This window comes from Nioella ostreopsis, from assembly GCF_004000255.1.
In the GTDB taxonomy this organism is placed as follows: Bacteria; Pseudomonadota; Alphaproteobacteria; order Rhodobacterales; family Rhodobacteraceae; genus Nioella; species Nioella ostreopsis.
The window spans coordinates 17,034-41,253 of the sequence record NZ_RCIQ01000030.1; the positions used below are offsets into that span (position 1 = coordinate 17,034).

A 24,220-nucleotide genomic window follows, 5' to 3' on the forward strand; every position below is an offset into this window, starting at 1 on the left:
CGATCCTCCTAAAGCATCTTCTGGGCGTAGAGCCCGACCTGTCCTTCGGCCCCTGCCGTCAGCGCCGCCGACTGCGCCGCCAGAACCTCATCATAAAGCGCCAGCGACGCGGGGTCGAACAGCCGCGCGGGCGGGGCCACGTTGATCCAACCCTGCATCTCATCCTTGCCGCGCACAAGCATCGCATAGTCGCGGGTCAGATCGGGCTGGCGCACCTCGGGCGTGACATAGCGGATGGCCATGCCGATGCGCCGGTCGTCCGACATGTTGGGGCCGGAGGCATGGAAGGTGCGGCCATGATGGAACGACATCTCGCCGGGTTTCAAAGCGCCAAAGACGGCCTCGTCCTCGTTGATGCCCTCGATCTGCTGACCGCGCGACAGAAGGTTATCCTCGGCGAAGGTGTCTGCATGGGGCACGATGGCGTTCTTGTGGCTGCCGGGGATGAAGCGCATGCAGCCTGCCTTGACCGACACGTCCGACAGCGCCAGCCAGGCAGTCAGTTCTTCATCGGTTTCGCCCATGCCCCAATAGGTGATGTCCTGATGCCAGGACACGACCTTGGTTGTGCCCGCTTCCTTGATGAACAGCTCCACCGACCAGACCAGCAGGTTGGGACCGAGGATCGAGGACACCGCGTCGAGAATACCGGGGTCCGAGGCGATCCGGTGCAGAAGCGGAATGACCAGCTGGCCATTGACCCGGAAGAGCTGGTTCAGGTCATGACCGCCTGCACCGGCGGCATGATCGCGCTCCAGCGCCTCGACCTCGGCACGCAACGCGGCGGTTGTGGCAGTGTCGAAGGCCCGGATCGGGTGCAGAAACCCGTCGCGCGCGTATCGGGCGGTTTGGTCGGGCGTCAGGAAATCGGACATGGCAGATCCTATGTGTCACTCTCCCCGGCACGCTGCCGCGACGGCAAGTTCCCTGTCCTGTTCGATTCCGACGCCTGAATGGTCGTCTTTGGGCATCAAAGCTGTGGATGACCCAAGTTTTTCATTGTCAGATTGCGCTCTGCCGGGTTTCATGTGCCCCGTGCTGGATGGGAACATTCTGACATTCAAAAAGAACGGGGAGACAGAAATGGGCAAACGCGATGAACTGATCGCCAAATATGCAGACGACCTGCGTAACAAATGCGGGATGGAACCCGATATGGACCTGCTGACCAAGGTCACCATCGGCTGCGGCCCCGCGATCTACGACGCGGACGCATCGACGGTTGCCGGGTCGCAGCCCAGTGAGCTGGAGACCGTGAAGAAGAACTTCCTGATGAAGAAGCTCGGCCTTGCCGACAGTGACGACCTGATGGCTGCGATCGATTCCGTGATCGAAACCTATGGCCGGTCCGAACGTAACAAGTACCGCGCTGTCATCTACTACATGCTGACCAAGCATTTCGGAAAAGAAAGCGTCTACGGCTAAGCCGGGCGTGATTGGCTTCTTGGGCCCGCCCCAGTGGCGGGCCTTCGCATTTTAATAATTCATTGGACGAAGCTTTTATGGAACAGCGGATAAAACTGGCCATTGTCACCGGGGCATCCAGCGGCGTCGGGGCTGCAACGGCATCTCTGCTCGTCAAACACGGCTATCGCGTGGTGATGATCGCGCGCTCTGCTGACAGATTGAACGCGCTTGCCGGGTCGCTTGGGGTGCTGGCCATCGCGGCCCCGGCCAATGCGGCATCCGAAACGGAGATGGCGCCGATTGCCACGCGACTTCTTGCGGACTACGGCGCACCCGATCTGATCGTGAACAGCGCCGGTGCGGGCCGGTGGGAGCGGATCGAGGACACGACAGAGGCAGACGCCCGCGAGATGATGGATGCGCCCTACATGGCGGCCTTCGTGACGACGCGTGTCTTCCTGCCCGCCATGCTGGAACGTGGATCAGGCGTGATCCTGCACGTCAATTCCCCGGCCTGCATCGCCGCCTGGCCAACGAGCGTCGGCTATGCAGCGGCAAGATGGGCGTTGCGCGGACTGCACGAGGCGTTGGCGCAGGATCTGGCCGGGACGGGTGTGCGCAGTTGCAATGTGCTGTTCGGCAAGATCAGCTCGGACTATTTCGACAACAACCCGGGGGTGGAGGAAAAGCTGCCCAAGATGGACAGGACCATCCCCACGATGACGCCCGAGCAATGCGCGGAAAAGCTGGTGATGCTGGCGGATGCGCCCCGGCATCAGGCCGTCTTTCCATTCATGCTGAGTGTGAATGTCCTGCTGGCTCGGCTTTTTCCCGGCATCGCCCGCTGGCTGCTGCGCATGTGATCCGGTCCGAACCGGTTTGACTAAAATGCGGCGGGCAATTTCGTTGAACGGAATCGCGTTCTGGTTCTAGATACCCCTGTCCCGACCAGGATGGCGGACCCTCATAGAACACGTGCGGAGCGAGAAATTGCGCGTGGGTAAAGGAGGGTCCCGGGGGGTCGGGGCCCTCCTTCTTGTTTCAGAACAGCATCAGCACCACGGCGATGATCGTGCAACCGATCACCGGATAGCCGCCATCAATCCAGATCAGAGACTTGTCGCGGAAGCTGTAAAGCACGTTGTTCACCATCCAGGGCAATGCCACGAAGAGGCCAAGGCCAGCACCCACCATCACGCCGCCGCCGACCGTGGTGATCCCGGAGCTTTGCAAGATATGCCGGGTCATGCCCGCCACGAGCACCGACATCACGAAGCTGACGATATAGGGCAGCGGGCCGGCAGAGGCCCTGATCTGATCCTCGGTCAACCCGTTTGCGGCCATCCAGGGTTTGGACAGGGCCATGTACCAGATTGCTCCGAAGACCCATGCTGCGGCCCCGGCTGCCAAGACGTTCAGAAATTCCATTTGATCTCTCCCGTTGATCTGAAGAAATCATGCCACGGGCCGCGCGCAACCTTAAGCGGAAAAGCCGCCCATCTCGCAGATGATCCGCCATTCCTCTTCGGTCACGGGCTGCACGGACAGGCGAGAGTTGTTGGCCAGCACCATATCCGACAGGTGCGGGTCACCCTTCACATCGGCCAAGGTCACCGGCGTCTTGAACGGCCCCACGGCCCTGATGTCCACGCAGTCCCACCTTGGATCGTCGGTGGTGCTGTCGGGATGGGCCAGCGCACAGACCTCGACCACGCCGACAATCGCCTTCTCCTTCAGCGAATGGTAGAAAAAGCCCCGGTCACCCAAAGCCATTTCGCGCATGTTGTTGCGCGCCTGATAGTTGCGCACGCCATCCCATTGCTCGCCCGCATCCCCCCTGGCCACCTGCTGATCCCAGGACCAGGTGTTCGGTTCGGATTTGAACAGCCAGTAGCGCATCAGCCGATCACCTTGTTCCACGCCTCGATCCGCACCTTCTCGAAAAGGCCCGCCATTGCATAGGGGTCATTCGCAGCCCAGTCTTCGGCGCCCGCGCGATCCTCGGCCTCGATCACGACGAGCGAGCCGATCATCTCTCCGCCTTCGTTCAGGAACGGCCCGGCATGGGTCACGGGGGTGGATTTCAGATAGGCGATATGGGCCTCCCGGTTGGCCTTGCGGACCTCCAGATGGCCGGGCTTGTCGGTGCAGATCAGCGCGAAGAGCATTGGTTATTCCTGTTTCAGAGGGCGATTGAGAAGCTCTGCCATCACATCCTGCACAGAGACGCGCCCCTGACACAAGGCTGCAACCGCATCGGCAATGGGGGTGTCGAGTTCCGCATGGGCAGAGAGCTCCTGCGCCGTGGCAGCCCCTTCGACTGTGGCAGCAGGGTCCAGCGGCCTTGCGCCTGCAAGTGCCTGCCCGTGGCGGTAGTTGCGCGACTTGTCCGAGGTGCAGGTGAGCACCAGATCGCCAAATCCTGAAAGCCCCGCAAGCGTGTCGTCCCGCGCCCCGCGCAAAGTTGCAACGCGGCGCATCTCTGCAAAGCCGCGCGCCATCAGCGCCGCCCGCGCGCTTTCGCCAAGCCCGGCCCCCATGACCGCGCCCGCTGCAATGGCGATGACGTTCTTCAACGCCCCACCCAGTTCCGCGCCCACCAGATCGGTGCTGCGATAGAGCCGCAAGGCAGGGGTGGACAGCCTGTCTTGAAGCGCCTCACCAAGCGCATCGTCAGGCAGCGCCAGCGTCAGGGCCGTTGGCAGACCGGCAGCGATATCGACGGCAAAGCTGGGGCCTGTCAGCACGCCCGCATTCACACCGGGCAAATCGCGCGCGATCAGTTGGCACGGCGACAGGCCAGTCGCCAGATGAATGCCCTTGGCACAGGAAATCACGGTTGCGGCATGACCGGGCAGGATCGGCAGAACCTCGTGCAGTTTCTGGGTGGGGACAGCGATCAGCAGCACATCGGCTGTCAATTCGGAAATTTCGCCGGTCACGCGAAAGCCATCGGGGAAGCGGTGGCCCGGCAAACGGCGGGTGTTTTCGCGCGCGGCCTGCATGTCCTCGGCCCCGGCGCGGGCCCACAGCGTTACCTCGGCCCCGGCGCGGGCCAGCGTGATGGCAAGCGCCGTCCCGAACGCGCCTGCCCCGGCGATATCGACCCGGTTCATGCCTTGGCCCCTTTCTTGCCCGATCCGATCAGCGCCGGGCTTGTGCGGTCCAGCGGCCAGCGCGGGCGTGCCGACAGGTCCATCCCGTCGCGCTGACCTGCTCGGTAGGCCTCCCACCCGGCCCAGGCAATCATCGCGGCGTTGTCGGTGCAGAGCTTCAGCGGCGGGGCGAGGAAGGGGACGCCATGGGCACTTGCCACATCCTCCAATGCCGCGCGCAGGGTCTGGTTGGCGGCAACGCCCCCCGAGACGGCGAAACAGGTCAGGTCGGACTGGCCCGCCAAGGCGCGGCGGGATTTCTCGGCCAGCACATCCCTGACAGCCGCCTGAAACGAGGCACACAGATCGGCGCGGTCCTGCTCATGCAACCCGCCCTGATCCGTGACCAGCCCGTCACGGGTGCGCAGAACGGCAGTCTTGAGACCGGAGAAAGACATATCGCAGCCGTCGCGGTCCAGAAGCGGGCGCGGCAGGGGGAATCGTTTGGGGTCGCCCTGCAAGGCGGCCTGCTCCACCACCGGCCCGCCCGGTTGCGGCAGGCCAAGCAGCTTGGCGACCTTGTCGAAGGCTTCGCCCGGGGCGTCATCAATCGTGCCGCCAAGCCGGGTGAATTCGTCCGGCCCGTCTACGCGCAGAAATTGGCAATGCCCGCCAGAGACCAGCAGCATCAGGTAAGGGAAATCAACTCCATCGGTCAGGCGCGGGGTCAGCGCGTGGCCCGCCAAATGGTTCACGCCCACAAGCGGCACGCCAAGCCCCATGGCCAGCCCCTTGGCGCACATCACGCCCGACAGGACGCCACCGATCAGCCCCGGCCCGGCGGTCACCGCTATGGCGTCGATCTCGGCCAGGGTCACACCCGCCTGGTCCACCGCCTGCTCTACCATCAGGTCGAGCCGCTCCGCATGGGCGCGCGCCGCGATCTCTGGTACCACACCGCCATAGGCTTCGTGCAGGTCGGTCTGGCCGCTGACCACGGAGGACAGCAATTCCGCCCCATCCTCCACGCGCAGCACCGCCGCCGCCGTATCATCGCAGCTGCTTTCAATGCCAAGGATGGTCAGGCGGTCGGTCATGGCGGGTGTCGTTGCACAAGGGGTGCCCCGCAGGTAACACTCCCCCCGATGCCTGACAATGCCACCCCCCTGATCCTTCTGACGCGGCCCGCTGCACAGGCGGAGCGCTTTGCCGATCTGTGCCGCGACACGTTCGCGGAAAAGGCCGAGATCCTCATCGCCCCGATGCAGGAGATCGTGCTGCGGGACCTGCCGCCCGTTCCGCAGCGTGCCGCCCTGATCTTCACCTCGGAAAACGGGGTGAGGGCCTATCAGGCCGCTGGTGGAAAAGCGGGCCTAACCGCCTATTGCGTCGGGGACCGCACGGCGCGGGTCGCGGCGGAGGCCGGGCTTCAGGCCCTGTCCGCCGGGGGTGCGGCGGGCGATCTGGTGGAATTGATCCGCCGTGATGCCCCCGATGGCCCACTGATACACCTGCACGGAACCCATGTGCGCGGCGAGATCGCGGAACAGCTAGGCGCGGCGGGGTTCAACGTTGAGGGGCATGTGGCCTATGATCAACGCAGCCTGTCCCTGACCGAAGAGGCCCGCAGGGCGCTGACCGGTCCGCGCCGGGTGATCGTGCCGCTTTTCTCGCCCCGCAGCGCGGCGCTGTTCGCGGCAGAGTTGCCAGACGGGGCGACTGCCGAACCGATCTGCATCAGCGTGGCTACGAAAGCGGCGCTACCCCTTGCTTTGCAATCGGGCGCGTGCGTGGCCGATGCCCCCACCGGCGCGGCGATGCTCAAAGCGCTGGCGAGACAACTTAGCCCCTAGCCCTCGCAGGTGCGCCCATGCGAACCTATCTGTGACTCGGCGCTGCACCAGACGGGATTCTGTGGCGCATATTGAATAAATTGAAGGAAATAGATGGTGGCCGACCCGAACACGACCCCTCAGGAAACCGACGAAACCCAGGACGACGCCGCTCTGGAAGAGGCCAACACCGACGCCGATGAAACGGTGACGGATGCCGAGATCGTGGAAGACCCCGCCCCTGTCGAAGAGCCTTCCGTCGCGGAACCCGCCCCGAAGCCGACCGCTGCCGAACCGCGCCGCGGACCGGGCTTCGTGCCGCTGGTTCTGGGCGGTGTCGTGGCCGCCGGGTTGGGCTATGGCGCAGCTTTCATGGGCTTTGCGCCCGCCACGCAGGACACGGGCGCGACCGAGACGGCGCTGGCCGCAATTCAAACCTCGCTCGATGAGCAGGCCGAGGCGCTCTCGACCCTGACCACCCGCGCCGCCGCTTTGGAAGGACAGATCGAGGCCATCCCGCCCGCCCCCGAGGCGGTGGATCTTGGCCCGCTTTCCGAACAGATCGCTGCGCTTGGCACAAGGATTGACGCAACGGGCAGCCAGATCACCGGCCTGACCGACCGCATCGCCTATCTCGAAACCCTGCCGCTTGGCGAAGGCGGGGAAGGCGCGGACAACTCCGCCGCCGTGGCCGCTGCCGTGGCGCAGCTTCAGGCCGCGTTGCAGGAACAATCGGCAAGCCTGGCTGAACAACAGGCCGCGAATGCCGCGATGGCCGAGCAACTCGCCGCTGCAGCCACCGCCGCCGAGGACCGCATCGCCGCCGCCGAAGCCCGGGCCGAGGCCCGCGTGGGCAGTGCCACGGCACAGGCCGCGCTTGGCCAATTGCGCATCGCCGTGGCCACCGGCGCACCCTTCGCGGGCGCATTGGCCGATGTTGCGGACGGGGCTGGCGTGGATATGCCGGAGGCGCTGGCTGCTGCCGACGAAACCGGTGTTCCCACGATGGAGGAACTGCAATCGAGCTTCCCCGCCGCCGCCCGCGCCGCGCTGCCCATTGCGATTCGGGAAACCGCCGGCGAGGGCGCCATGAACCGCGTCACCGCCTTCCTGCAAAGTCAGGTCGGGGGCCGGTCGCTGGAACCGCAGGAAGGCGACAGCGCCGATGCGGTCCTGTCCCGCGCCGAGGCTGCGCTGCGCGATGGCGACCTGTCAGGAACCGTCGCCGAGCTGGCCTCCCTGCCCGCCGACGCGCAAGCGGTCATGGCGGACTGGACGGCGTCCGCCCAGATGCGCATCGATGCGATGGAGGCGATGGACAGCTTCGCCGCCGCGCTTGATGCCGCGAATTGAGGGGGACCGACATGCTTCTCTGGTCCGTCCTGAAAATCATTATCTTCCTGACCGTCGTGGTCGCGGCGGCCTTCGGCGTCGGTTACCTGCTGGAAACCGAGTCCATGCTACTGATCACCGTGGCAGGCCGCGAATTCGCGTTGACCCCCCTGTCGGGCGTGGTTGCATCCGTGCTGCTCTTGCTGCTGGTCTATGTGGCGCTCAAGCTGCTTGGCCTTCTTGTCGCCACCATCCGCTTCCTCAACGGCGATGAGACCGCCATTTCCCGCTATTTCAACCGCCGCGCCGAGCGGAAGGGCTATCAGGCCCTGTCCGAAGGCATGCTGGCGCTCGCCTCTGGTGAGGGGCGGCTGGCCATTCGCAAGGCGGAACGCGCCGAGGGCTATCTGAAGCGGCCCGAACTGACCAACCTGCTGGTCGCACAGGCCGCCGAAATGGCGGGTGACTCTGCCAAAGCGGCAGAAACCTACAAGAAATTGCTGGCCGATGACACGACCCGCTTCGTGGGCATTCGCGGGCTGATGAAGCAGAAGCTGGACGCAGGTGACACCGATACGGCGCTGAAACTGGCCGAGAAGGCCTTTGCCCTCAGGCCTCAACATCACGAAGTGCAGGACACGCTGCTGACCCTGCAGGCCGGGCACGAGGATTGGGCCGGGGCGCGCAAGACGCTTGCCGCCAAGCTCAAGGCCGGCGCCCTGCCCCGCGACGTCCACAAACGCCGCGATGCGGTGCTGGCCCTTGCCGATGCCCGCGACGCACTGGCCGAGGGCAAGATCGACACCGCCAGCAAAGAGGCCACCGAGGCCAACCGCCTGTCCCCCGATCTGGTGCCCGCCGCTGTCATGGCCGCCCGAATGGCGATTCAAGAGGGCAAGCCGAAAGTGGCCACCCGCGTGATCCGCAAGGCCTGGGACGCGGCCCCGCATCCCGACCTTGCCGCAGCCTTCGCCAACATCGAGCCAGAGGAAACCCCCGCCGCGCGCATCAAGCGCTTCCGCGTGCTGCTGGCCAAGCACCCCGCCGATCCGGAGGTCAAGCTGCTGGAGGCGGAACTGCAGATCGCGGCAGAGGACTACGCCGCCGCCCGCAAGGCGCTTGGCGACCTGCCCGAATCCACCCCCACGGCCCGCTCCCTGACCATCATGGCTGCGATTGAACGGGGCGAAGGCAGCGAAGACCGCGTGGTGCGCGGCTGGCTGGCCAAGGCGATCACCGCCTCTCGCGGGCCGCAATGGACCTGCGCGAGCTGCGGCCATGTCCATGCCACCTGGCAGCCGGTTTGCGAACATTGCGACAGCTTCGACACGCTGGCCTGGACCGAAGCCCCGCAAAGCGAGTCGGCCTTCGCCGGGACCGCCCAGATGCTGCCGCTGATTGTGGGGGCCCTGGAAGATCGCCGGGACGGTCCCGAAGTCGAAGACCGGGAGCCGGAGATCGTCGACGCCGAGCCGGTCGAAGACTCCGCCACCGAGGTCACGGAAGACATGGCGGAAGAAAACGACCCGCATGCCCCCGGCCATGTATTGCCCGACATGGGCGAAGTTTCCGATGACGCGGAAACGACTGAACAGGCGCGTACAGCCGCAAATTAGGACTGTTCAAGCGCGGGCAGGCTTGCTAAGAGCCAGCCCGCGTGCCGATGTAGCTCAGCTGGTAGAGCAACGCATTCGTAATGCGTGGGTCGGGGGTTCGAGTCCCTTCATCGGCACCATAAAATCAGATATATTTGTTTGAAATCAATAATTTCTGAAAAATCATAACAACTTTGACCACCCATGCGTCCACCTTTTGGTGCGCGCCCAAATGGCGCTGAATTGGTCGGTCAGTTCGATGTTTCCAGAATTTCTTCGAAATTTGCCAACGCAGACCGTAGATTCTCCATGATCTCTTCTGCCAGAACCTCGGGCTCTGGAAGGTTCTCGAGATCGGTCATTGACGCATCACGAAGCCAGAAAAGGTCGAGGCTTGCCTTGTCACGAGCCAGAAGCTCTTCCTGGTCAAAGGCGCGCCAGCGCCCATCGGGACTTTCTTCGCTCCAGGTCGGGCCGCGCTCGTATCGGTTCCGGGGATTGTAGCAGGACACGAAGTCCTCGAGGTGCGCATACGTCAACGGCTTCTGTTTTAACGTATGATGCACGTTCGTCCGGTAATCATAATACCAGACCTTGGAGGTCTGCGGGTCGGGGCTGGCGGCGCGGTTGTCGAAGAATATCACGTTCGCCTTCACGCCCTGCGCATAGAAGATACCCGTGGGTAGGCGCAGAATGGTGTGCAGATCCGTCGTCTGTAACAGTTTGCGCCGGATGGTCTCTCCTGCACCGCCCTCGAACAGGACATTGTCGGGCACGACCACGGCGGCCCGCCCTGTTGTCTTCAGCATCGTTCGGATGTGCTGGACGAAGTTCAGCTGCTTGTTCGACGTGGTCGCCCAGAAATCCTGGCGATTGTAGGTCAGATCGTCCGTCTCCTGCTCGCCTTCTGCATTGGTGAAGCTCATCGAGCTCTTCTTGCCGAAAGGCGGGTTCGCCAGAACGTAGTCGAAGGTCTCCGACGGCGGCGAGATCAGCGCGTCGGCCGGCGACACCAAAGTATCCCCCGTCATCTCGCCGATCCCATGCAGAAACATGTTCATCAGGCAAAGCCGCCTTGTCCCGGCGACGATCTCGTTGCCGAAGAAGGTGCCGTGCTTCAGGAACGCCTTCTGGTCCTTGTCGAGCGCATAGTTGTCCGGGTCGGTGAGGAAATCATGTGCGGCAAGGAAGAAACCGCCGGTGCCGCAGGCCGGGTCGGCGATGGTCTTGCCGGGCTCCGGGCGGACGCATTCGACCATTGCGCGGATCAGGGCGCGCGGCGTGAAATACTGCCCAGCGCCCGATTTCGTGTCCTCGGCGTTGCGCTCCAGCAGCCCTTCGTAGATGTCGCCTTTGACATCGGCCCCAAGCGTCACCCACTTGGTGCCGTCCACCATGTCGATCAGACGGAACAGCTTCGCTGGATCGGTGATCTTGTTTTGCGCCTTGGTGAAGATCTGGCCGAGCATGCCTTTCTGCTCGCCGAGCTTGCGCAGAAGGGTGACGTAATGCGCTTCCAGCTCCGCCCCCCGGCGCGAGGTCAGGCTGCTCCAGTCGTACCCTTCCGGGATGCCCACGTCGCGGCTATAGGGGGGCTTGGCGTATTCGTCCGCCATCTTGAGGAAGATGAGGTAGGTCAGCTGTTCCAGATAGTCGCCATAGCCGACGCCGTCATCACGCAGCGTGGTGCAGAAACTCCAGACCTTGGAGACGATGGGGGCGGTGGTCATGCGGGGGCTTTCCTTCTGGGCTTCTTGGGCGCTCTGGCACGGTTGGCCTTGATGCGTTCGAGCAGGGACGAGGCGGGTTCGTCCTCGGGGTCCTGGGGGACAAGCTGGCCGGAGAAGGCTTTTTTCAGGATGGATTGGCGCAAGGCGTCGGCGCGGGTGAGGGCGGCGTCGATCTCGGCCTCGAGCGCGTCGGCAGCTTCAAGCCGGGCGTCGAGGAGGCGGACGATTTCGGTTTGTTCGTCAATTGATGGAAGCCAGAATTCAAGTGCAAGGAACTGCTCTTGTTTAAGGTTTAGTCCGCTGTCGTTGATGCCGCTCTTGATCACTTCAATCCGCCGCTGAGTATCGGGAGCATTGAGATAGGCTTCAAGAAACTCTGGTAGAACCAGCGCGCCCAGATAGTTCAGCCGGTAGGCCTTGTCGCACAACATAAGCCGGGGTCTGGTGCTCTTGACCATACATGCCACGCCAACGCGCGTTCGCGGTCCTGCTCGCGTTATCAAAACATCACCCTGATTGAGTTCCAACCATTGTCGCGGCTGGAGGTCTTTCGGGAGTTCCTTGTTTTCCTGCGGTAAGAATTTCGCTGGCTGGATGGCAGTTGTCTTGATCACTCCCCAAGCATTATCAGCCTGTGATGCATGATTTTCGCATTTCGGGGACCATCCTTGCGCGACGTCCAAAACGACGTGGCCCAAAGTGATCCCGGAATCCGAAGCGAGATCAACGGGCCTCTTCGGCTTCGCGGGTTTCTTGCCCTTCTCGCCATCGGCGCGCCATGTGGCGAGGGCGTCTTGCCAGGCGTCGAGGGCGGCTTTGTAGCGGGTGTCCCGTTCGCGCTGGATACGGGCGAGGAGGGTTTTGGGGGCTTCCAGTTCGTCGGCGTTCTGCGCGCGCCAGTCGGCGGTCAGGCGGCCTTCGAAGGCGGATTTCAGCAGGGACTGGCGGTAGAGGCCGAGGGTGGTGCGCGCCGTTTGCAGGCTCTCGACCCCCTTGTCGATCTCGTCGAACATCGCCTCGATCTTCTCCACGATGCGGCGTTGTTCGTTGAGGGGAGGGATCGGGATCGAAACCGATTTTAGGGAGCTCTGTCCGATGTTCCTCATCGACATCTGATTGCCCGAGGATACCGCGCCCAACTTGCGCCGACCTTCAAGGCTACGCAAATAGACGAGGAGCCAAGGTTTCAGTTCAGTTGGTAGGTCGAGCCTTAACACTTTGTCGCTAAGGAACAGGTTTGGGTGGTCTTTCTTGACCATCACCACTGCGCCGACCAACTCAAGCGTGTTAGCCCGGGAGAACAGGAAGTCACCGGCCTTGATTGCAGTGTCTGGCGCTGGTTCGAAACTTCTTGGGAATGTCTTCGACTGAGAGGCGTCGAATGTGCCCCATGTTACCGCGCTTACCTTGATCACGCCCCGCTCATGCGCCAGCGGTGGGCGCTCTTCGCATTTGAGGTTCTTTCCTGCGGTTATGCCGAGGAGCAGCTCGCCAATTTCGGCCGTTGTCCATCCGCTCGGCAATTCCGTCATGCCGACAGCGCCTCATTCATCTCGGTCATGACTTCGTCCATGCCATCGCCAAAGAGCGCGTACATCTGCCCCATGCCGCCCTTGCCGTCAAAGGGGGCCATTTCCAGATCGTCGCGCTCGATGGTGAAGGAGGTGGCAAGGTGGTCGCGGATCATGCGCAGCCAGTCCATCTGTTCCTCGGTGAACTTCTCGCCCGCGCCGGAATGGCGGTTCAGCACCCAGTTCTGGAAGTTGCGCCGCACCCGCTCGGAATGGCGGGTGAGCGTGTCATCCAGCCCCGTGACCCGGCGGATCAGCGCCACCAGCGCCGTCAGGTCGCTGGCCGGGTTGCTGCCCTTGTAGTCGTCGAGATGCGCATAGGCGCGCCAGACGGTGAGCGGGGCGAGCCGCGGGCGATCCTCGGTCAGTTTCTTCAGCACGTCCTTGATCATGGCGAAGGTCACCTCGGACCGGCGGGCGGGGGTGTTGAAGTAGATCGACAGCGCCTCGATCTCGTCCCGGTTCTCGGTCAGGTATTCCTCGAACTCCTGCGCGATCTTTTGCGCGTTCTCGGCCACATCGCCCGCCCATTCCGCGCGCAAAAGCGTGTCGAGGTTGTCATGGTCGATGGTCTGTTCGTTGTCGCGGCGGACCCGGTCCATCAGGTTGATGAGCGGCCCGGTGAAGACGTTGGCGGCGTGTTTGATCCGTTCCTCGCGCGCGGCGTTCATGGCGGCGTCGTCGGGTTCTGGGTGGCCCGCGGCCTTGGCGTCGGCTTCCACCTTGTCGGGGTCGATGGCGTCGAAGAGGTCACGCACGATGGCGGTAAGGGATGTCCCGGCCTCCGCCCTGATCTTCTCCTGATCCTCGGCCCCGAGCTTGTTGTCGAGCCGCGACAGCCGGGCGGCGAGCGAACTGACGGTTTCCTCGGACCGGTCACCCATCATCAGCCCCATGGCAAGATCCTTGAAGGGGATCGAGGGCTTGGTGTCGAGCGGCTGGCTGGCGGTCTTGAGCGATTTGGTGACGCCGACGGCATCGACGATGACGTAATGGGTCTTGGCCTGGGCGGAGGGGGAGACCTTTTTCAAGTCATCGGGTTTGAGGACACGGGTGCCGCGGCCCTTCATCTGCTCGAAGTAGTTCTTGGACTTCACGTCGCGCATGAAGATCAGACATTCGAGAGGTTTGACGTCGGTGCCGGTGGCGATCATGTCCACGGTCACGGCGATGCGCGGGTAGTAATCGTTGCGGAAAGCGCTGAGCGAGGATTTCGGGTTCTTGGCCCCGTTGGTGATCTTGCGGCAGAAATCGTTGCCTTCGCCGAACTCCTGCCGGACGGTCTGGATGATGTCGTCGGCATGGCTGTCGGTCTTGGCGAAGATCAGGGTTTTCGGCAGCTCCTTGCGGCCGGGGAAGATCTCTGGCCACTTGTCGTGGAAAGTGCGTATCACGGTGCGGATCTGGTCGGGGTTGACGACAGATCGGTCGAGCTGGGTGGCGGCGTAGGCCTGTTCGTCATCCTGCGTTTCCCAGCGTCGCGCGCGGGTTTCGCGTTCGCGTTTCTCGACCAGCTGCTCGGCTTTCAGGGTTTCGCCGCCTTGGGTGATCTCGGTCTCGATCAGGTAGATTTCGTTGCCCACGTTTACCTTGTCGGCGACGGCCTTTTCGTGAGTGTACTCGCTGACGACGTTTTTCTGGAAGAAGCCGTAGGTTCGGTTGTCGGGTGTGGCGGTGAGCCCGATCAGGTAGGCGTCGAAGTATTCAATGACCTGACGCCAGAGATTGTAGATCGACCGGTGACATTCATCGATGACGACCAGGTCGAAGTATTCCGGCGGCAGTTTGGCGTTGTAGACGACTGGCAAGGGTTCTTTGCGGCGCCATTTCTGTTCGGCCGGATTCTCGTCCTCGGCGCCTTCGTTCAGTTCTTCGCCCTTGAGCGTGGCGTACATGCGCTGGATCGTGGAGATGACGACCTGGCTGTCGTTCGCGATGGAGGGCGATGTGAGGCGCTGGACGTTGTAGAGCTCGGTGAACTTGCGGTTGTCGTCGTTGGGGATGAAGGCCATGAACTCTTGTTCGGCCTGCTCGCCAAGGTTCTTTGTGTCGACGAGGAACAGGATGCGGCGTGCACCCGCATGTTTGAGCAGGCGGTAGACTTGCGTGATCGCCGTGAAGGTCTTGCCCGAGCCGGTCGCCATCTGGACGAGGGCGCGTGGCTTATCGGATTTGAGCGAGGTTTCGAGGTTCGTGATCGCCGTGATTTGGCAGTCGCGCAGACCGTCCGGGTTAAGACCCGGCAGGGCTGCAATGCCCGCGCGAAGGCTCTTTGGGGCCTGTGCCCAGGATCTCAGCGTTTCTGGGCGATGAAAGGTGAAGACCTCGCGCGACCGAGGATTTGGATCGCGGGCGTTGGTAAAGCGGGTGACCTGGCCGGTGCTCTCGTAGAGGAACGGGAGCGGCTCGGCATTCGTGACCCATTTCAGCTTGGCGTTTGCGTACCCCTCGGATTGCTCCTCGACCGAGGTCAGGCGGACCCCCCAGTTGTCAGGCTTAGCTTCGACAACGCCGACTGCTTGCCTGTCAGCGAATAGGACGTAGTCAGCAGGTCCAATGTCCGTCTGATACTCGCGGAGTGCAACGCCTTGGCCAACGCTGAAATCAAGCACATCTTTATCCTGCACATACCAGCCGGATGACCTGAGGCGTTCATCGATTTGGTCGCGCGCGATTTGTTCTGGTGTCTGATTAATGTCAGGTGGCACGGCTGCTTCTTGATACTTGCAGCGTTGAACATGACGCTCAGCCAGCAGGATTGCAATGTTGGGGATTCCTTTAAAGCCTTTCTAACGCAAACTTCCTGTCTTCATCGAAATTTCGTCGGCCAGGCTTTGGTACCGCCACTATTCCCCGCGACCTAGCTCGATAGTGAGTAACACCTAGTACGGAAAAAAGCCCGCGCCAGGGGCGCGGGCCAGGTGGGAAGGGAGAGAAAGGGAATGCCTCAGAGGTCTTCGCGTCCGACGGATTGCCCCTGCGCCTGCGCCGGACTTAGGCGCTGGAACGTCCCGCGTCCGAGGTAGACCCAGCTCATGCCCTCACTGGTGGCCAGGTAGTCGCGGGAATGGCCGCTGGTCAGTTCCGCCTGCGGATGGGCGGGCAGCACGACGGCTTTCATCAACCCGAGATAGAGCACGAAACCAAGCGGGAAGCCGATGATGAAAGCGTACTGGGAATACCAGGCTGCGATGCCACCAGCGATGACCCAGGCCAGCAGCCCCGCGATGTTGAAGCCACCCGCGTAACGGAACTGGCCCTGCGGGTTGTAAAGCTCGGGCACGTTCAGCCGCCGCTTGCGCAGCACGTAGTAGTCCGCGACCATGATGCCGCCAATGGCCGAAAGAAACGCCCCATAGTAGCCTAGGAAGACAAAGAGGTTGTTCAGAATCTCCCATGGGAAGCACAGCGTGCCCGCGATCCCGGCGAGCGCCACGCCGGTCTTGTAGTTGATGACCCGAGGCGCGAGGTTGATGAAGGTCAGCGCCGAGGGGATCAGGTTGGCGGAGTTGTTGGTGGACCACTGCGCCAGTACCACCAGCGCCAGCAGTACGACCAGGGCCAGTCCCTCGCCCTCGCCCTGAATCACCTCGATCGGGTTCCAGTTGCCGGTGGCGATGAAGGAAACGGCCCCAAGACCCGCGATCAGCGCCTGCGTCACCGGCAGGGCGACAAGCTGCGCGAGGAAGACGTTGCGGTTGCGATCCACGAAGCCGCTGGCCCCGGCGCGCGTTTTGACGAAACGGGTGAGGTTGGGAATGTCGATGGCTAGCGTCGACCAGAACCCCATGTTGGCTATGAAAAGCACCAGCAGCGACATCTCGCCCGAGCCTTCGAAGGTCCAGATGTTGATGCCGTTGGTCTCGGCCACGCCTTCAAGCGTGAAATACATCCAGATCGAGATGCCGATGATCGCGGGCGCCGCCAACGAGGCAAGACGCTCGACTGATTTGATGCCCATGGCCGTGTTCAGCACCTGCACAAGCCCGAAGAGCACGTACCAGATCACCCAGTTGTCGAAGCCGAGGAAATATTCCCCAATCCCGTTCAGCGCCAACGCTCCGAGGTAGGTCTGGATGCCGAACCACATCGCCGCAACCAGCCCGCGCGACATCGCGGGTAGATGCGTGCCGTGAATGCCGAAAGGCGCGCGCAGGTAGACGGCGAAGGACAGACCGTGTTCGGTGCCGATATCGGCAGTCAGCACCATGAAGGCACCGATGACCACGTTCGCCAGCATGATCACCAGGATCACGGTGGACAGCGGCATGCCTCCGTCGATGCCCGCAGCCCCAAGTGAATAAGTCGCGATGATGACCGCGATGCCGACCCAGATCCAGGCATAGCCGATCAGGCCGATGGGCCTTTGTTCCAGAAGCGTGGGCAGGATGGATTCCTCCAACAACCCCGTGCGTTCATGCTCCGCTTCGCGGATTTGCTCTGTCATCGTCATGTGTGATTGTCCCTGTTGTGTGTCATGTTGAACATTTCGGCACCCCCTATTTTCGAGGGGGTCGCCCCGAACCGCTCACGGAAGCATCTGGAAAAATGCGGCAGCGAGACGAACCCGGCCGCCATGGCGGCGCCCATGGGTGAGATGTTGGTTTCCACCAGCAGGCGGTGGCCGTAGTCCAGCCGAAGCTGCCGGTAATACCTGGCGGGCGTCATGGCGAAGGCACGGTTGAACAGCCGCTCCAACTGACGCCGGGAACAGCCGACCTCCCCTGCGATGGCGTCGAGGTTCATGCCGGTTTCAAGATTGGCCTGCATGATCTCGATGGCCCGCACCAGCTTGGGGTTGCGGCTGCCCGCCATGAAGGCGATCGAGCTTCGCTGGTCGGTGCTCTGGCGTCGGGGGGCGCCATGCAGGCACATATCCCCGACAACTGCCGCGAAGCCCGGCCCATAGTCGCCCGCGATGCGGGCCAACATCATGTCGGTGGCCGCCTGCCCGCCGCCGCAGGTCATCACCCTGCCGTCGATTTCATAGATGCGCGAGCTGCTCGTCAGGTCGGGGAACAGCTCGTGAAAGCTGTCCCGGTTCTCCCAGTGGAGGGTGAAGCGCTTGCCGTCCAGCAGGCCGAGACGCGCCAGGGTGAAGGCCCCCGAACAGATCGCCCCGAGAGAGCCGCCCGATCGCAAGGCCCCGCGCAGGGCCCGCATCACGCCCGGCGAGGCCGCCTCCTGCGGTTCGGTACCAGAGCAGATGACTATCTCGGGGCGGGGCGGCAGATGATCGAGCCCCAGATGACGGGCCAGCTTCATATCACAGGAGCTTTCCGCCGCCTCCCCTTCGGCCACGATGTGCCAGCGGTAAAGCTCCTTGCGGGACAGCTGGTTGGCGATCCGAAGGGGGGCGATGGCGCTGCTAAGCGCCAGCATGGTGAAGCGCGGTAGGATTAGGAAGTGGATGTCTTGGGGGGGGCGGGTCTCCGGCACCTCGAAGAAGGCGGCGCCACGGGGAACGAAGCAGCGCCTGGATATGCGGTCCACAAAGCTCATGTCCCAGCCTCCCCCCCCGCGCCTTACAGCCTGGCCTCGATGACCTTGCGCCGCGCTTCCGTCGCGACGAGATCCACCGTTTCGGCGTCGAGATCGAGTACCACCCCGTAGACATCGCGGGCCCGCTCCGGCGAACAGAATCCGTCGAGCACATCGTCCAGCACCTTGTGCGGATCGCGCTCCAGCGGGCTGCCGTAGCCGCCGCCGCAGGGGCTGTAGTAGACCATCACATCATCCTTGCGGACGTCCTCGCCATGGAATTTCGAATGCATCTGGCGCGGCGGTTCGGCAGTGGCGGCATTGTAGATCTCGCACTTGCCGGCAGCGCCCTCCGTGCCGCCGAAGACCCCCCAGGGCACATTGGTGTGGCGTTCGCTTTCATGGGTGATGATCCCGTCGGTCAGCATCCGCTGCGCCTTGACCACGCCGATCCCGCCCCGATATTTGCCCGCGCCGGGGCTGACGTCGTCGCGCAACTCGTAGCGTTCGCAGATCATCGGAATGTGCATCGCCAGGTCTTCCAGCGGGTTGTTGCGGGTGTTAGCCATCAGGTTGTCGATGGCGTCGGGCCCATCAGAGCCTGGGCGCCCTCCATAGGCGCCCTCGTTCACCTCCAGGAACACCCAGTAATCACCGCTGTCGCGCACCCCCGCATAGGAGGCGAAGGAAATACTGGCCGAGGACCCGGCGATGATTTCCTCGGGCAGGACCGGGGCCATGGCCTTCAGGATCAGGTCGATCATGAAGTTGCACTGGGTGAAGCGCGCCTCGGCTGATGCCGGGGCGATCGGGTTGAAGATAGTGCCTTCGGGCGCGATCACGCTGATCGGGCGGAAGGATCCCTGGTTCGACGGCACCCGCGTGTCAGAGGTGGCCGTATCGAGCAGGAGCTTGCGGAAGGCAGCAAAGGCTGCGACCTTCGTCGAGCCCTCGAAGGGCACGTTATAGGCCGTGGGCGTCTGCGGGGCCGATCCTGTCAGGTCGACCTCGATCCGATCACCGACCACGCGCACGCAGACTTTCACTGGCAGGGTCTGGCCTCGGTTGCGCCCGTCATCGTCCAGCCAGCCTTCGGCCCGGTATTCGCCGTCGGGAATGGCCGCGATGCGCTGGCGCAGCATCCGTTCGGAATAGTCCATCAGCTGGTTGCAGGCGTCGAAGACAAGCTCCTTGCCGTAGCGGTCCAGCAATTCCTGGAAGCGCTTGACGCCAAGCCGGGCCGAGGCGATCTGCGCCTCGATGTCATCGACCAGCTGCCGCGCGGCTCGCGAGTTGTTGCGGATGAAGTTCCACATTGTCTGGTTGCGCTGACCCTTGCGGTAAAGCTTGGTGCCCGCAAACAACATCCCCTCGGCATAGACGTCCGGCACGTCGATGATCAGCCCCGGCGTTGCGGCCCCGATGTCGATGTGATGCGCGGTGTTGCCTGCGAAGGCGACCAGCTCGCCCTTGTGAAAGATCGGGATCACGATGGCGAGGTCAGGCGTGTGCGAGGCCCCGCGATAGGGATGGTTGTGGACGACCACGTCGCCCTCATACCACTCACCGTCATCGAGCGTGTCCTCGATGCCCTGAAGGTAGCCGGGGATCGACCCGATATGCATGGGCGTAGATTCCGACTCACAGAGCGTGTTGAAATCGAGATCGAAGAGCCCTGCCCCCAGATCCTCGGATTCCCGGATGATCGAGGAAAAGGACATGCGAAACAGCACATGGGCCATTTCCTCGGCGATGGTCTCGATGGAGCCGCGGATCACTTGAAGCGTGATCGGGTCGATGGTGCTTTTTGCCTGGATGTTCATGGTGCTGTCCTCCCTCAGGCCTTGCTCAGCCGAAGGCTGCCGTAATCCTGAACCTCGGCGGTGTAGCCGGGCGGCAGGAGCGTGGTGGAATTGTGCTGGATCAGGATCGCCGGGCCTTCGACACGCGCGCCTGCGCCCAGTTTCCCGCGATCCAATCGGGGGGTCACATGGGTCGAGCCGTCATCGAACACGGTTTCGCGGTCGTAGAGGAAGGCATCGGCCACATCCGTGGGGCCCGCCTTCGCCAGCGGGGTCAGTTCAAGGTGACGCGCCGCGGCCGACGCGATGACGCGCACGTTGTAAAGCTCGACAAGGCTGTCATCGAAGGAATAGCCGTAGTCCGCCTTATGCTGCGCGTGGAAGGCGGCGATCACCTCGGCCTTGCTGTCGACCGAAAGGCCGCCCTCGGGCATCGGCACCCGCAGTTCGAACCCCTGCCCGTGATAGCGCACCTCGGCGATCACCTCGAAGGCCTGGTTCGCGGCATCGATCCCGTCATTGTCGAGATCGGCCCGGCCCATGGCCACAAGATCGCGCACCGTTGCGTTGACCCGGGCGATGGCCTCTTCCCCGGCGTGGAAGAGGTTGGTGATGACGGACCGCGTGTGTTCGTATTGCAGGTCGGTGCCCAGAAGCCCCATCGCCGCCGTGATCCCCGGCGCGATCGGCACCAGCACATCTCGCGCCGACACCAGCTCGGCCAGTGCCACCCCGTGGAAGGGCCCTGCCCCGCCGAAGGGCATGAGGGAAAACTCACGTGGGTCGTAGCCACGCGCAACGGAGTTCGAGCGGATCGTCAGCGCCATGTTGTTGTTGACGATCCTGATGATCCCGAGCGCCGCCTCGGTCACGCTGAGACCAAGGGGGTCGGCGATCTTTTCCTTGATCGCCTTATGCGACAGGGACGGATCCAGAGGCAGGTCGCCGCCGAGGAACTTGTCGGCGTCCATACGGCCGAGCACCACCTGCGCGTCGGTCACCGTAGGTTCCGTTCCGCCGCGATTGTAGCAGGCTGGCCCCGGTTCCGACCCCGCGGAACGCGGACCGACGTTGAAGCCGCCCGCCTCGTCGAGATAGGCGATGGATCCGCCCCCTGCCCCGATGGTTTCAAGGTCGATCATCGGCGCCATGACGGCATGGCCCGACACCACTGTGTCGCGTGGGTTCTTGATGCGCAGCTGCCCACCCGCGATGGTCGAGATGTCAGCCGAGGTGCCGCCGATATCGACGGTGAGGATATTGTCTGTCCCGGCAAGGCGGGCCTCGGAGAGCGCGCCCAGTACTCCACCCGCCGGGCCACTCATCAGGATGTTGACGGGCTTGCGGGCGCAGCCTTCGACGGTAGAGATGCCGCCATTGGACTGGATCACGCGCAGCTTGGCTGGAATGCCACCGGTGCGCACCTTGTCTTCGAGGTTGCGCAGGTACCAGGCCGATTTCGGCCCGACAAAGGCGTTCATGGCCACGGTAGAGAAGCGCTCGTATTCGCGGATGACGTTGGCCACTTCGGACGAGATCGAGACATAGGCGTCAGGGATTTCCTCCAGCACGATGTCGCGGGCGCGCTTTTCATGCGTGTCGTTGAGGAAGGAGAACATGAAGCCGATACAGACGGCCTTGATTCCGCGCTTGCGGAAAAGCGCACAGGCCTCGCGCACGGCGTCTTCATCCAGGGCCACCTCGACCGCACCGGTCGGCGGCAGGATGCGTTCGGCAATCGCGATCCGGTTGCGCCGCTTGACCAGCGGGCGGTTCTGCCACGGCACCTCGAAATGCAGTGAAAAGTTATGAGGGCGTTTGTGGCGCCCGATATGCAGGATGTCGCGGAACCCCTTGGTGGTCAGCATGCCCACATCGGCGCCGTTGTGCTCGATCGTGATGTTGGTTGCGACCGTGGTGCCGTGGTTGATGACCTCGATCGCGGTCTTGTCGATCCCGGCCAGATCGCAGATCTGGTGGATGCCTTCCACCACCCCGATGGACTGATCCTTGAGGGTGCTTGGCACCTTGTGAAAGAATGTGCCCTTTTCGCATTCGAGCACGAGGTCGGTATTCGTGCCGCCCACATCAACGCCGATACGCGCCATTGTTGTTCTCCAATTTCTCCCTGGTCCACCGGGGCGCGCATCGCCCCGGTGGTTGGTGTTTCAGATCAATCTTTGTTGACGGTGTTCAGGTATTCGACGCAGGTATCGACAGTTTCGACATCGCCGAACTTGGCGTCGATATCGAAGAGGTTCCAGGCCACTGCGCCTGGCACACGGTCCCCGATGCATTCCTTGACAGCAATGGTGCGGAAGCCGTCGGCGATGCCGTCGCAGATCGTCTGGCGCACGCAGGCACAGGCGGTGACGCCCGTCACTAGGATCGTGTCGACACCATTGGCGCGCAGGATGCCGCCAAGCTCTGTACCGTGGAAGGAACTGGCCCGTTTCTTGAGCAGCGTGTATTCGCCGTCAGCTGGCGCGATGCGACTGTCGATGGCCCAAAGCTCTTTGTCGGCCAGGTCGACCACGTCCACCGGGATCTTGTTGTGCCACAGACCCATATCGGTGAAGGGCGCGTTGCGGTCGGTGATCTCGTAGGCGGTCGTGACGTGGATCACCGGGTGGCCATTGGCGCGGCAGGCTTCTAGAAGGCGCTGCATGCCCGGGATGATCTCGTTGTCCATCTTCTCCTGGTCGCAGGTGAAGGGGTTGCCGGGGCGCGTCCAGGCATTGGCGAGGTCCACGCTGACCACGGCCGGCTTCTTGCCGAACCCGACCCGACGCTGGAAGCCGCGCTGCTTGTACAGCTCGGACGCGGCCTCGAACGCTTGCGTCAGTGACTGGTCGAGTGCTGCAAGATCTACATTGCTCATCTTCTTGTTCCTTTGATGTCTCAATCTGGTATCCGCCCCGGCTGAGCCTTTTGTTTTCGGGAGAAATCAGGCGCACGACGGATGTCCCGACGCCAAGGTCACCCGCTGTAGATCGATAAACAATCGCCGTATTTGCATTTATTATGGACTCTTTTGCATCAATCCGGCATCAACGCTTATCCAACAGAAAACTAAGGGGGATTCCCGCCTCATGAGCGCCCAACCGCAAACGCGCGATCTCGAAGCCTTCAACGCGGTGGCTGTAGAGCTCAGTTTTCGTAGGGCGGCGGAGCGGCTGGGCATCGATCAAAGCGCGCTTAGCCGCCGAATCCGCGCGCTGGAAGAGCAGCTCGGCTATCAGCTCATACGGCGCACCACCCGCGAGGTGTCGCTGACGGCGGCAGGCGAGGTCTTTTACGAACGCACCCGCATGATCACCGCCGAACTGGCAACTGCGGTCAAGGCCGGTCGCATCGCGGCCGACGGCAAGAAGGGGGCCCTTCGGATTGGCTACATGTCCTTCGCGGCCATCGACCTGATGCCCTCGATCGTTCGCGAATTCACCCGCCGCTATCCCGATATCGAGCTGGAACTGAAGTACATGCGCACTCAGGGCCAGAAGATCGAGCTGTCGCGCAACACGATCGACCTGGGCTTCATGCTGGGTCCCTTCAGGCACCCCCAGTTCGAGACCCGCCAGATTGGCGAGGAGCGGCTTGCCGCCATCCTTCCGGTCAACCACCGCCTGTCGACGCGCAGCCATGTGACCCTGGCCGAGCTTGCGTCCTACCCGATGGTTCTGGGCAGCATGGCGGAATGGGACTTCTTCCGCTGGTTCATCGAGGACGTGTTTTCGCGCGCCGGGCACCAGATCGACATTCGCTTCGAGGCCTCGAACGCGCTTGGCATTCTTGGACTGGTCGGTTCGGGCCTTGGCGTGTCGGTCTACGCCGAAGGTATCGCGCGGTTCCAGCCACGGACGATCGTGACCAAACCCATCGCGGATTGCGATGCCTCGATCAGCACGCTTCTGTGCTGGAACAGGGCCTATGCCACGCCTGCGCTGCGCAACTTCGTCGAGATTGCCGAGGCCTTTGGCCAGACCACCGGCTGATCCGCTTCTGGCCGCCGAGATGTCATCGCAAGTCGCAACCAATTGCACAATTGCAGAGTCCTGATAACGCAACACATCGGAGAAGGGACCGATGCCCAACAAGCTCGGCTCTCTCGGCCTCATTGCAAGCTCTGCCTCTTTCCTGGCGCTCTCGAAAGCTCAAAGGCGCCCAGCGCCATTGGTTCGAGGTCGATCCTTAGGGAACCAGAAAAGGCGCCGGACGTGATCTGGCACCAACTGGAAGGCGACAGCATATACTCAAAGGGCAGAGAGGCCGCTCTTCAGCCCCGGGCATGAATTCGAGCATGTCATGCCCGGTCATCATCGTCACCCGAACCATCTCAGGCCCTAGCTATCGACGATGGTCGCCTCGGTTGCCG

Annotated in this window: 20 protein-coding genes and 1 tRNA gene; 7 read left to right on the plus strand and 14 right to left on the minus strand. The window is 62.9% G+C overall.

Going from position 1 to position 24,220, the window contains the following annotated elements:
- Positions 1-8: 8 nt before the first annotated feature.
- Entirely contained in the window at positions 9-875 is an 867-nt protein-coding gene (locus tag EP237_RS20615; RefSeq protein WP_127562712.1) for a phytanoyl-CoA dioxygenase family protein, read from the minus strand.
- Between the two features lie 208 nt (positions 876-1,083).
- On the opposite strand from EP237_RS20615, the gene EP237_RS20620 reads away from it, so the two are divergent.
- Together EP237_RS20620 and EP237_RS20625 are read left to right on the plus strand one after the other, a co-directional pair.
- The gene (locus EP237_RS20620) at positions 1,084-1,425 is read left to right on the plus strand and encodes a DUF2853 family protein (RefSeq protein WP_127562713.1); all 342 of its coding nucleotides are present in this window, start codon (positions 1,084-1,086) and stop codon (positions 1,423-1,425) included.
- A 62-nt stretch (positions 1,426-1,487) separates the two neighbouring features.
- A complete protein-coding gene (locus EP237_RS20625; RefSeq protein WP_164744786.1) occupies positions 1,488-2,270 on the plus strand; it encodes an SDR family NAD(P)-dependent oxidoreductase in 783 nt (260 codons plus the stop codon).
- Between the two features lie 178 nt (positions 2,271-2,448).
- Here EP237_RS20625 and EP237_RS20630 read toward each other — a convergent pair whose 3' ends face one another.
- Genes EP237_RS20630 through tsaD form a run of 5 tightly spaced genes read right to left on the minus strand, consistent with a single transcriptional unit; the run spans position 2,449 to position 5,599 of the window.
- Positions 2,449-2,835, minus strand: coding sequence for a DUF1761 domain-containing protein (locus EP237_RS20630; RefSeq protein ID WP_127562715.1), 387 nt, complete (start codon positions 2,833-2,835; stop codon positions 2,449-2,451).
- A 51-nt stretch (positions 2,836-2,886) separates the two neighbouring features.
- Positions 2,887-3,306 carry an EVE domain-containing protein gene (locus EP237_RS20635; RefSeq protein ID WP_127562716.1) on the minus strand — a complete coding sequence of 140 codons (420 nt, stop codon included), beginning with the start codon at positions 3,304-3,306 and terminating at the stop codon, positions 2,887-2,889.
- On the minus strand, positions 3,306-3,575 hold the full coding sequence (locus tag EP237_RS20640; RefSeq protein WP_127562717.1) for a YciI family protein: 270 nt from the start codon (positions 3,573-3,575) through the stop codon (positions 3,306-3,308). The genes EP237_RS20635 and EP237_RS20640 overlap by 1 nt, the downstream gene beginning before the upstream one ends.
- Positions 3,576-3,578: 3 nt before the next feature.
- Complete coding sequence (locus EP237_RS20645) at positions 3,579-4,523, minus strand: NAD(P)H-dependent glycerol-3-phosphate dehydrogenase (RefSeq protein ID WP_127562718.1); 945 nt, start codon at positions 4,521-4,523, stop codon at positions 3,579-3,581.
- Positions 4,520-5,599 (minus strand): tRNA (adenosine(37)-N6)-threonylcarbamoyltransferase complex transferase subunit TsaD, encoded by a 1,080-nt coding sequence (gene tsaD / locus EP237_RS20650; RefSeq protein ID WP_127562719.1) that lies wholly within the window; start codon positions 5,597-5,599, stop codon positions 4,520-4,522. The genes EP237_RS20645 and tsaD overlap by 4 nt, the downstream gene beginning before the upstream one ends.
- Positions 5,600-5,647: 48 nt before the next feature.
- On the opposite strand from tsaD, the gene EP237_RS20655 reads away from it, so the two are divergent.
- From EP237_RS20655 to EP237_RS20670, 4 genes are all read left to right on the plus strand, one after another.
- The gene (locus EP237_RS20655) at positions 5,648-6,355 is read left to right on the plus strand and encodes a uroporphyrinogen-III synthase (RefSeq protein ID WP_127562720.1); all 708 of its coding nucleotides are present in this window, start codon (positions 5,648-5,650) and stop codon (positions 6,353-6,355) included.
- A 96-nt stretch (positions 6,356-6,451) separates the two neighbouring features.
- Complete coding sequence (locus EP237_RS20660; protein ID WP_127562721.1) at positions 6,452-7,687, plus strand: COG4223 family protein; 1,236 nt, start codon at positions 6,452-6,454, stop codon at positions 7,685-7,687.
- An 11-nt stretch (positions 7,688-7,698) separates the two neighbouring features.
- Positions 7,699-9,282, plus strand: coding sequence for a heme biosynthesis protein HemY (locus EP237_RS20665; RefSeq protein ID WP_127562722.1), 1,584 nt, complete (start codon positions 7,699-7,701; stop codon positions 9,280-9,282).
- Between the two features lie 43 nt (positions 9,283-9,325).
- Positions 9,326-9,401 (plus strand) — tRNA-Thr (locus EP237_RS20670).
- A 111-nt stretch (positions 9,402-9,512) separates the two neighbouring features.
- Here EP237_RS20670 and EP237_RS20675 read toward each other — a convergent pair.
- The 8 genes from EP237_RS20675 to EP237_RS20710 form a co-directional block, all read right to left on the minus strand.
- Complete coding sequence (locus tag EP237_RS20675) at positions 9,513-10,991, minus strand: type I restriction-modification system subunit M (RefSeq protein ID WP_127562723.1); 1,479 nt, start codon at positions 10,989-10,991, stop codon at positions 9,513-9,515.
- Positions 10,988-12,523, minus strand: coding sequence for a restriction endonuclease subunit S (locus EP237_RS20680; RefSeq protein ID WP_127562724.1), 1,536 nt, complete (start codon positions 12,521-12,523; stop codon positions 10,988-10,990). Before EP237_RS20680 ends, EP237_RS20675 begins: the two co-directional genes overlap by 4 nt.
- Positions 12,520-15,174: a type I restriction endonuclease subunit R gene (locus tag EP237_RS20685; RefSeq protein WP_206052338.1), complete on the minus strand. Its 2,655-nt coding sequence runs from the start codon at positions 15,172-15,174 to the stop codon at positions 12,520-12,522. The genes EP237_RS20680 and EP237_RS20685 overlap by 4 nt, the downstream gene beginning before the upstream one ends.
- A 335-nt stretch (positions 15,175-15,509) precedes the next feature.
- A complete protein-coding gene (locus EP237_RS20690) occupies positions 15,510-17,015 on the minus strand; it encodes an NCS1 family transporter (RefSeq protein WP_127562726.1) in 1,506 nt (501 codons plus the stop codon).
- Positions 17,012-18,064 carry a GlxA family transcriptional regulator gene (locus EP237_RS20695; protein ID WP_127562727.1) on the minus strand — a complete coding sequence of 351 codons (1,053 nt, stop codon included), beginning with the start codon at positions 18,062-18,064 and terminating at the stop codon, positions 17,012-17,014. The genes EP237_RS20690 and EP237_RS20695 overlap by 4 nt, the downstream gene beginning before the upstream one ends.
- Before the next feature lie 23 nt (positions 18,065-18,087).
- Positions 18,088-19,866, minus strand: a complete 1,779-nt coding sequence (locus EP237_RS20700) for a hydantoinase B/oxoprolinase family protein (protein ID WP_127562728.1) — start codon at positions 19,864-19,866, stop codon at positions 18,088-18,090.
- A gap of 14 nt (positions 19,867-19,880) precedes the next feature.
- Positions 19,881-21,953 carry a hydantoinase/oxoprolinase family protein gene (locus EP237_RS20705; RefSeq protein ID WP_127562729.1) on the minus strand — a complete coding sequence of 691 codons (2,073 nt, stop codon included), beginning with the start codon at positions 21,951-21,953 and terminating at the stop codon, positions 19,881-19,883.
- Positions 21,954-22,018: 65 nt separating this feature from the next.
- Positions 22,019-22,726 (minus strand): isochorismatase family protein, encoded by a 708-nt coding sequence (locus EP237_RS20710; RefSeq protein WP_127562730.1) that lies wholly within the window; start codon positions 22,724-22,726, stop codon positions 22,019-22,021.
- A gap of 211 nt (positions 22,727-22,937) precedes the next feature.
- On the opposite strand from EP237_RS20710, the gene EP237_RS20715 reads away from it, so the two are divergent.
- A complete protein-coding gene (locus EP237_RS20715) occupies positions 22,938-23,840 on the plus strand; it encodes a LysR family transcriptional regulator (RefSeq protein WP_127562731.1) in 903 nt (300 codons plus the stop codon).
- Positions 23,841-24,220 lie beyond the last annotated feature (380 nt).

Coding starts and splice junctions, on each gene's coding strand:
- EP237_RS20690 (WP_127562726.1), bottom strand. CDS start 17,015: ATGACGATGACAGAGCAAATCCGCGAAGCGGAGCATGAACGCACGGGG.
- tsaD (WP_127562719.1), bottom strand. CDS start 5,599: ATGACCGACCGCCTGACCATCCTTGGCATTGAAAGCAGCTGCGATGAT.
- EP237_RS20665 (WP_127562722.1), top strand. CDS start 7,699: ATGCTTCTCTGGTCCGTCCTGAAAATCATTATCTTCCTGACCGTCGTG.
- EP237_RS20645 (WP_127562718.1), bottom strand. CDS start 4,523: ATGAACCGGGTCGATATCGCCGGGGCAGGCGCGTTCGGGACGGCGCTT.
- EP237_RS20640 (WP_127562717.1), bottom strand. CDS start 3,575: ATGCTCTTCGCGCTGATCTGCACCGACAAGCCCGGCCATCTGGAGGTC.
- EP237_RS20675 (WP_127562723.1), bottom strand. CDS start 10,991: ATGACCACCGCCCCCATCGTCTCCAAGGTCTGGAGTTTCTGCACCACG.
- EP237_RS20700 (WP_127562728.1), bottom strand. CDS start 19,866: ATGAACATCCAGGCAAAAAGCACCATCGACCCGATCACGCTTCAAGTG.
- EP237_RS20620 (WP_127562713.1), top strand. CDS start 1,084: ATGGGCAAACGCGATGAACTGATCGCCAAATATGCAGACGACCTGCGT.
- EP237_RS20715 (WP_127562731.1), top strand. CDS start 22,938: ATGAGCGCCCAACCGCAAACGCGCGATCTCGAAGCCTTCAACGCGGTG.
- EP237_RS20615 (WP_127562712.1), bottom strand. CDS start 875: ATGTCCGATTTCCTGACGCCCGACCAAACCGCCCGATACGCGCGCGAC.
- EP237_RS20695 (WP_127562727.1), bottom strand. CDS start 18,064: ATGAGCTTTGTGGACCGCATATCCAGGCGCTGCTTCGTTCCCCGTGGC.
- EP237_RS20655 (WP_127562720.1), top strand. CDS start 5,648: ATGCCTGACAATGCCACCCCCCTGATCCTTCTGACGCGGCCCGCTGCA.
- EP237_RS20680 (WP_127562724.1), bottom strand. CDS start 12,523: ATGACGGAATTGCCGAGCGGATGGACAACGGCCGAAATTGGCGAGCTG.
- EP237_RS20705 (WP_127562729.1), bottom strand. CDS start 21,953: ATGGCGCGTATCGGCGTTGATGTGGGCGGCACGAATACCGACCTCGTG.
- EP237_RS20630 (WP_127562715.1), bottom strand. CDS start 2,835: ATGGAATTTCTGAACGTCTTGGCAGCCGGGGCCGCAGCATGGGTCTTC.
- EP237_RS20710 (WP_127562730.1), bottom strand. CDS start 22,726: ATGAGCAATGTAGATCTTGCAGCACTCGACCAGTCACTGACGCAAGCG.
- EP237_RS20635 (WP_127562716.1), bottom strand. CDS start 3,306: ATGCGCTACTGGCTGTTCAAATCCGAACCGAACACCTGGTCCTGGGAT.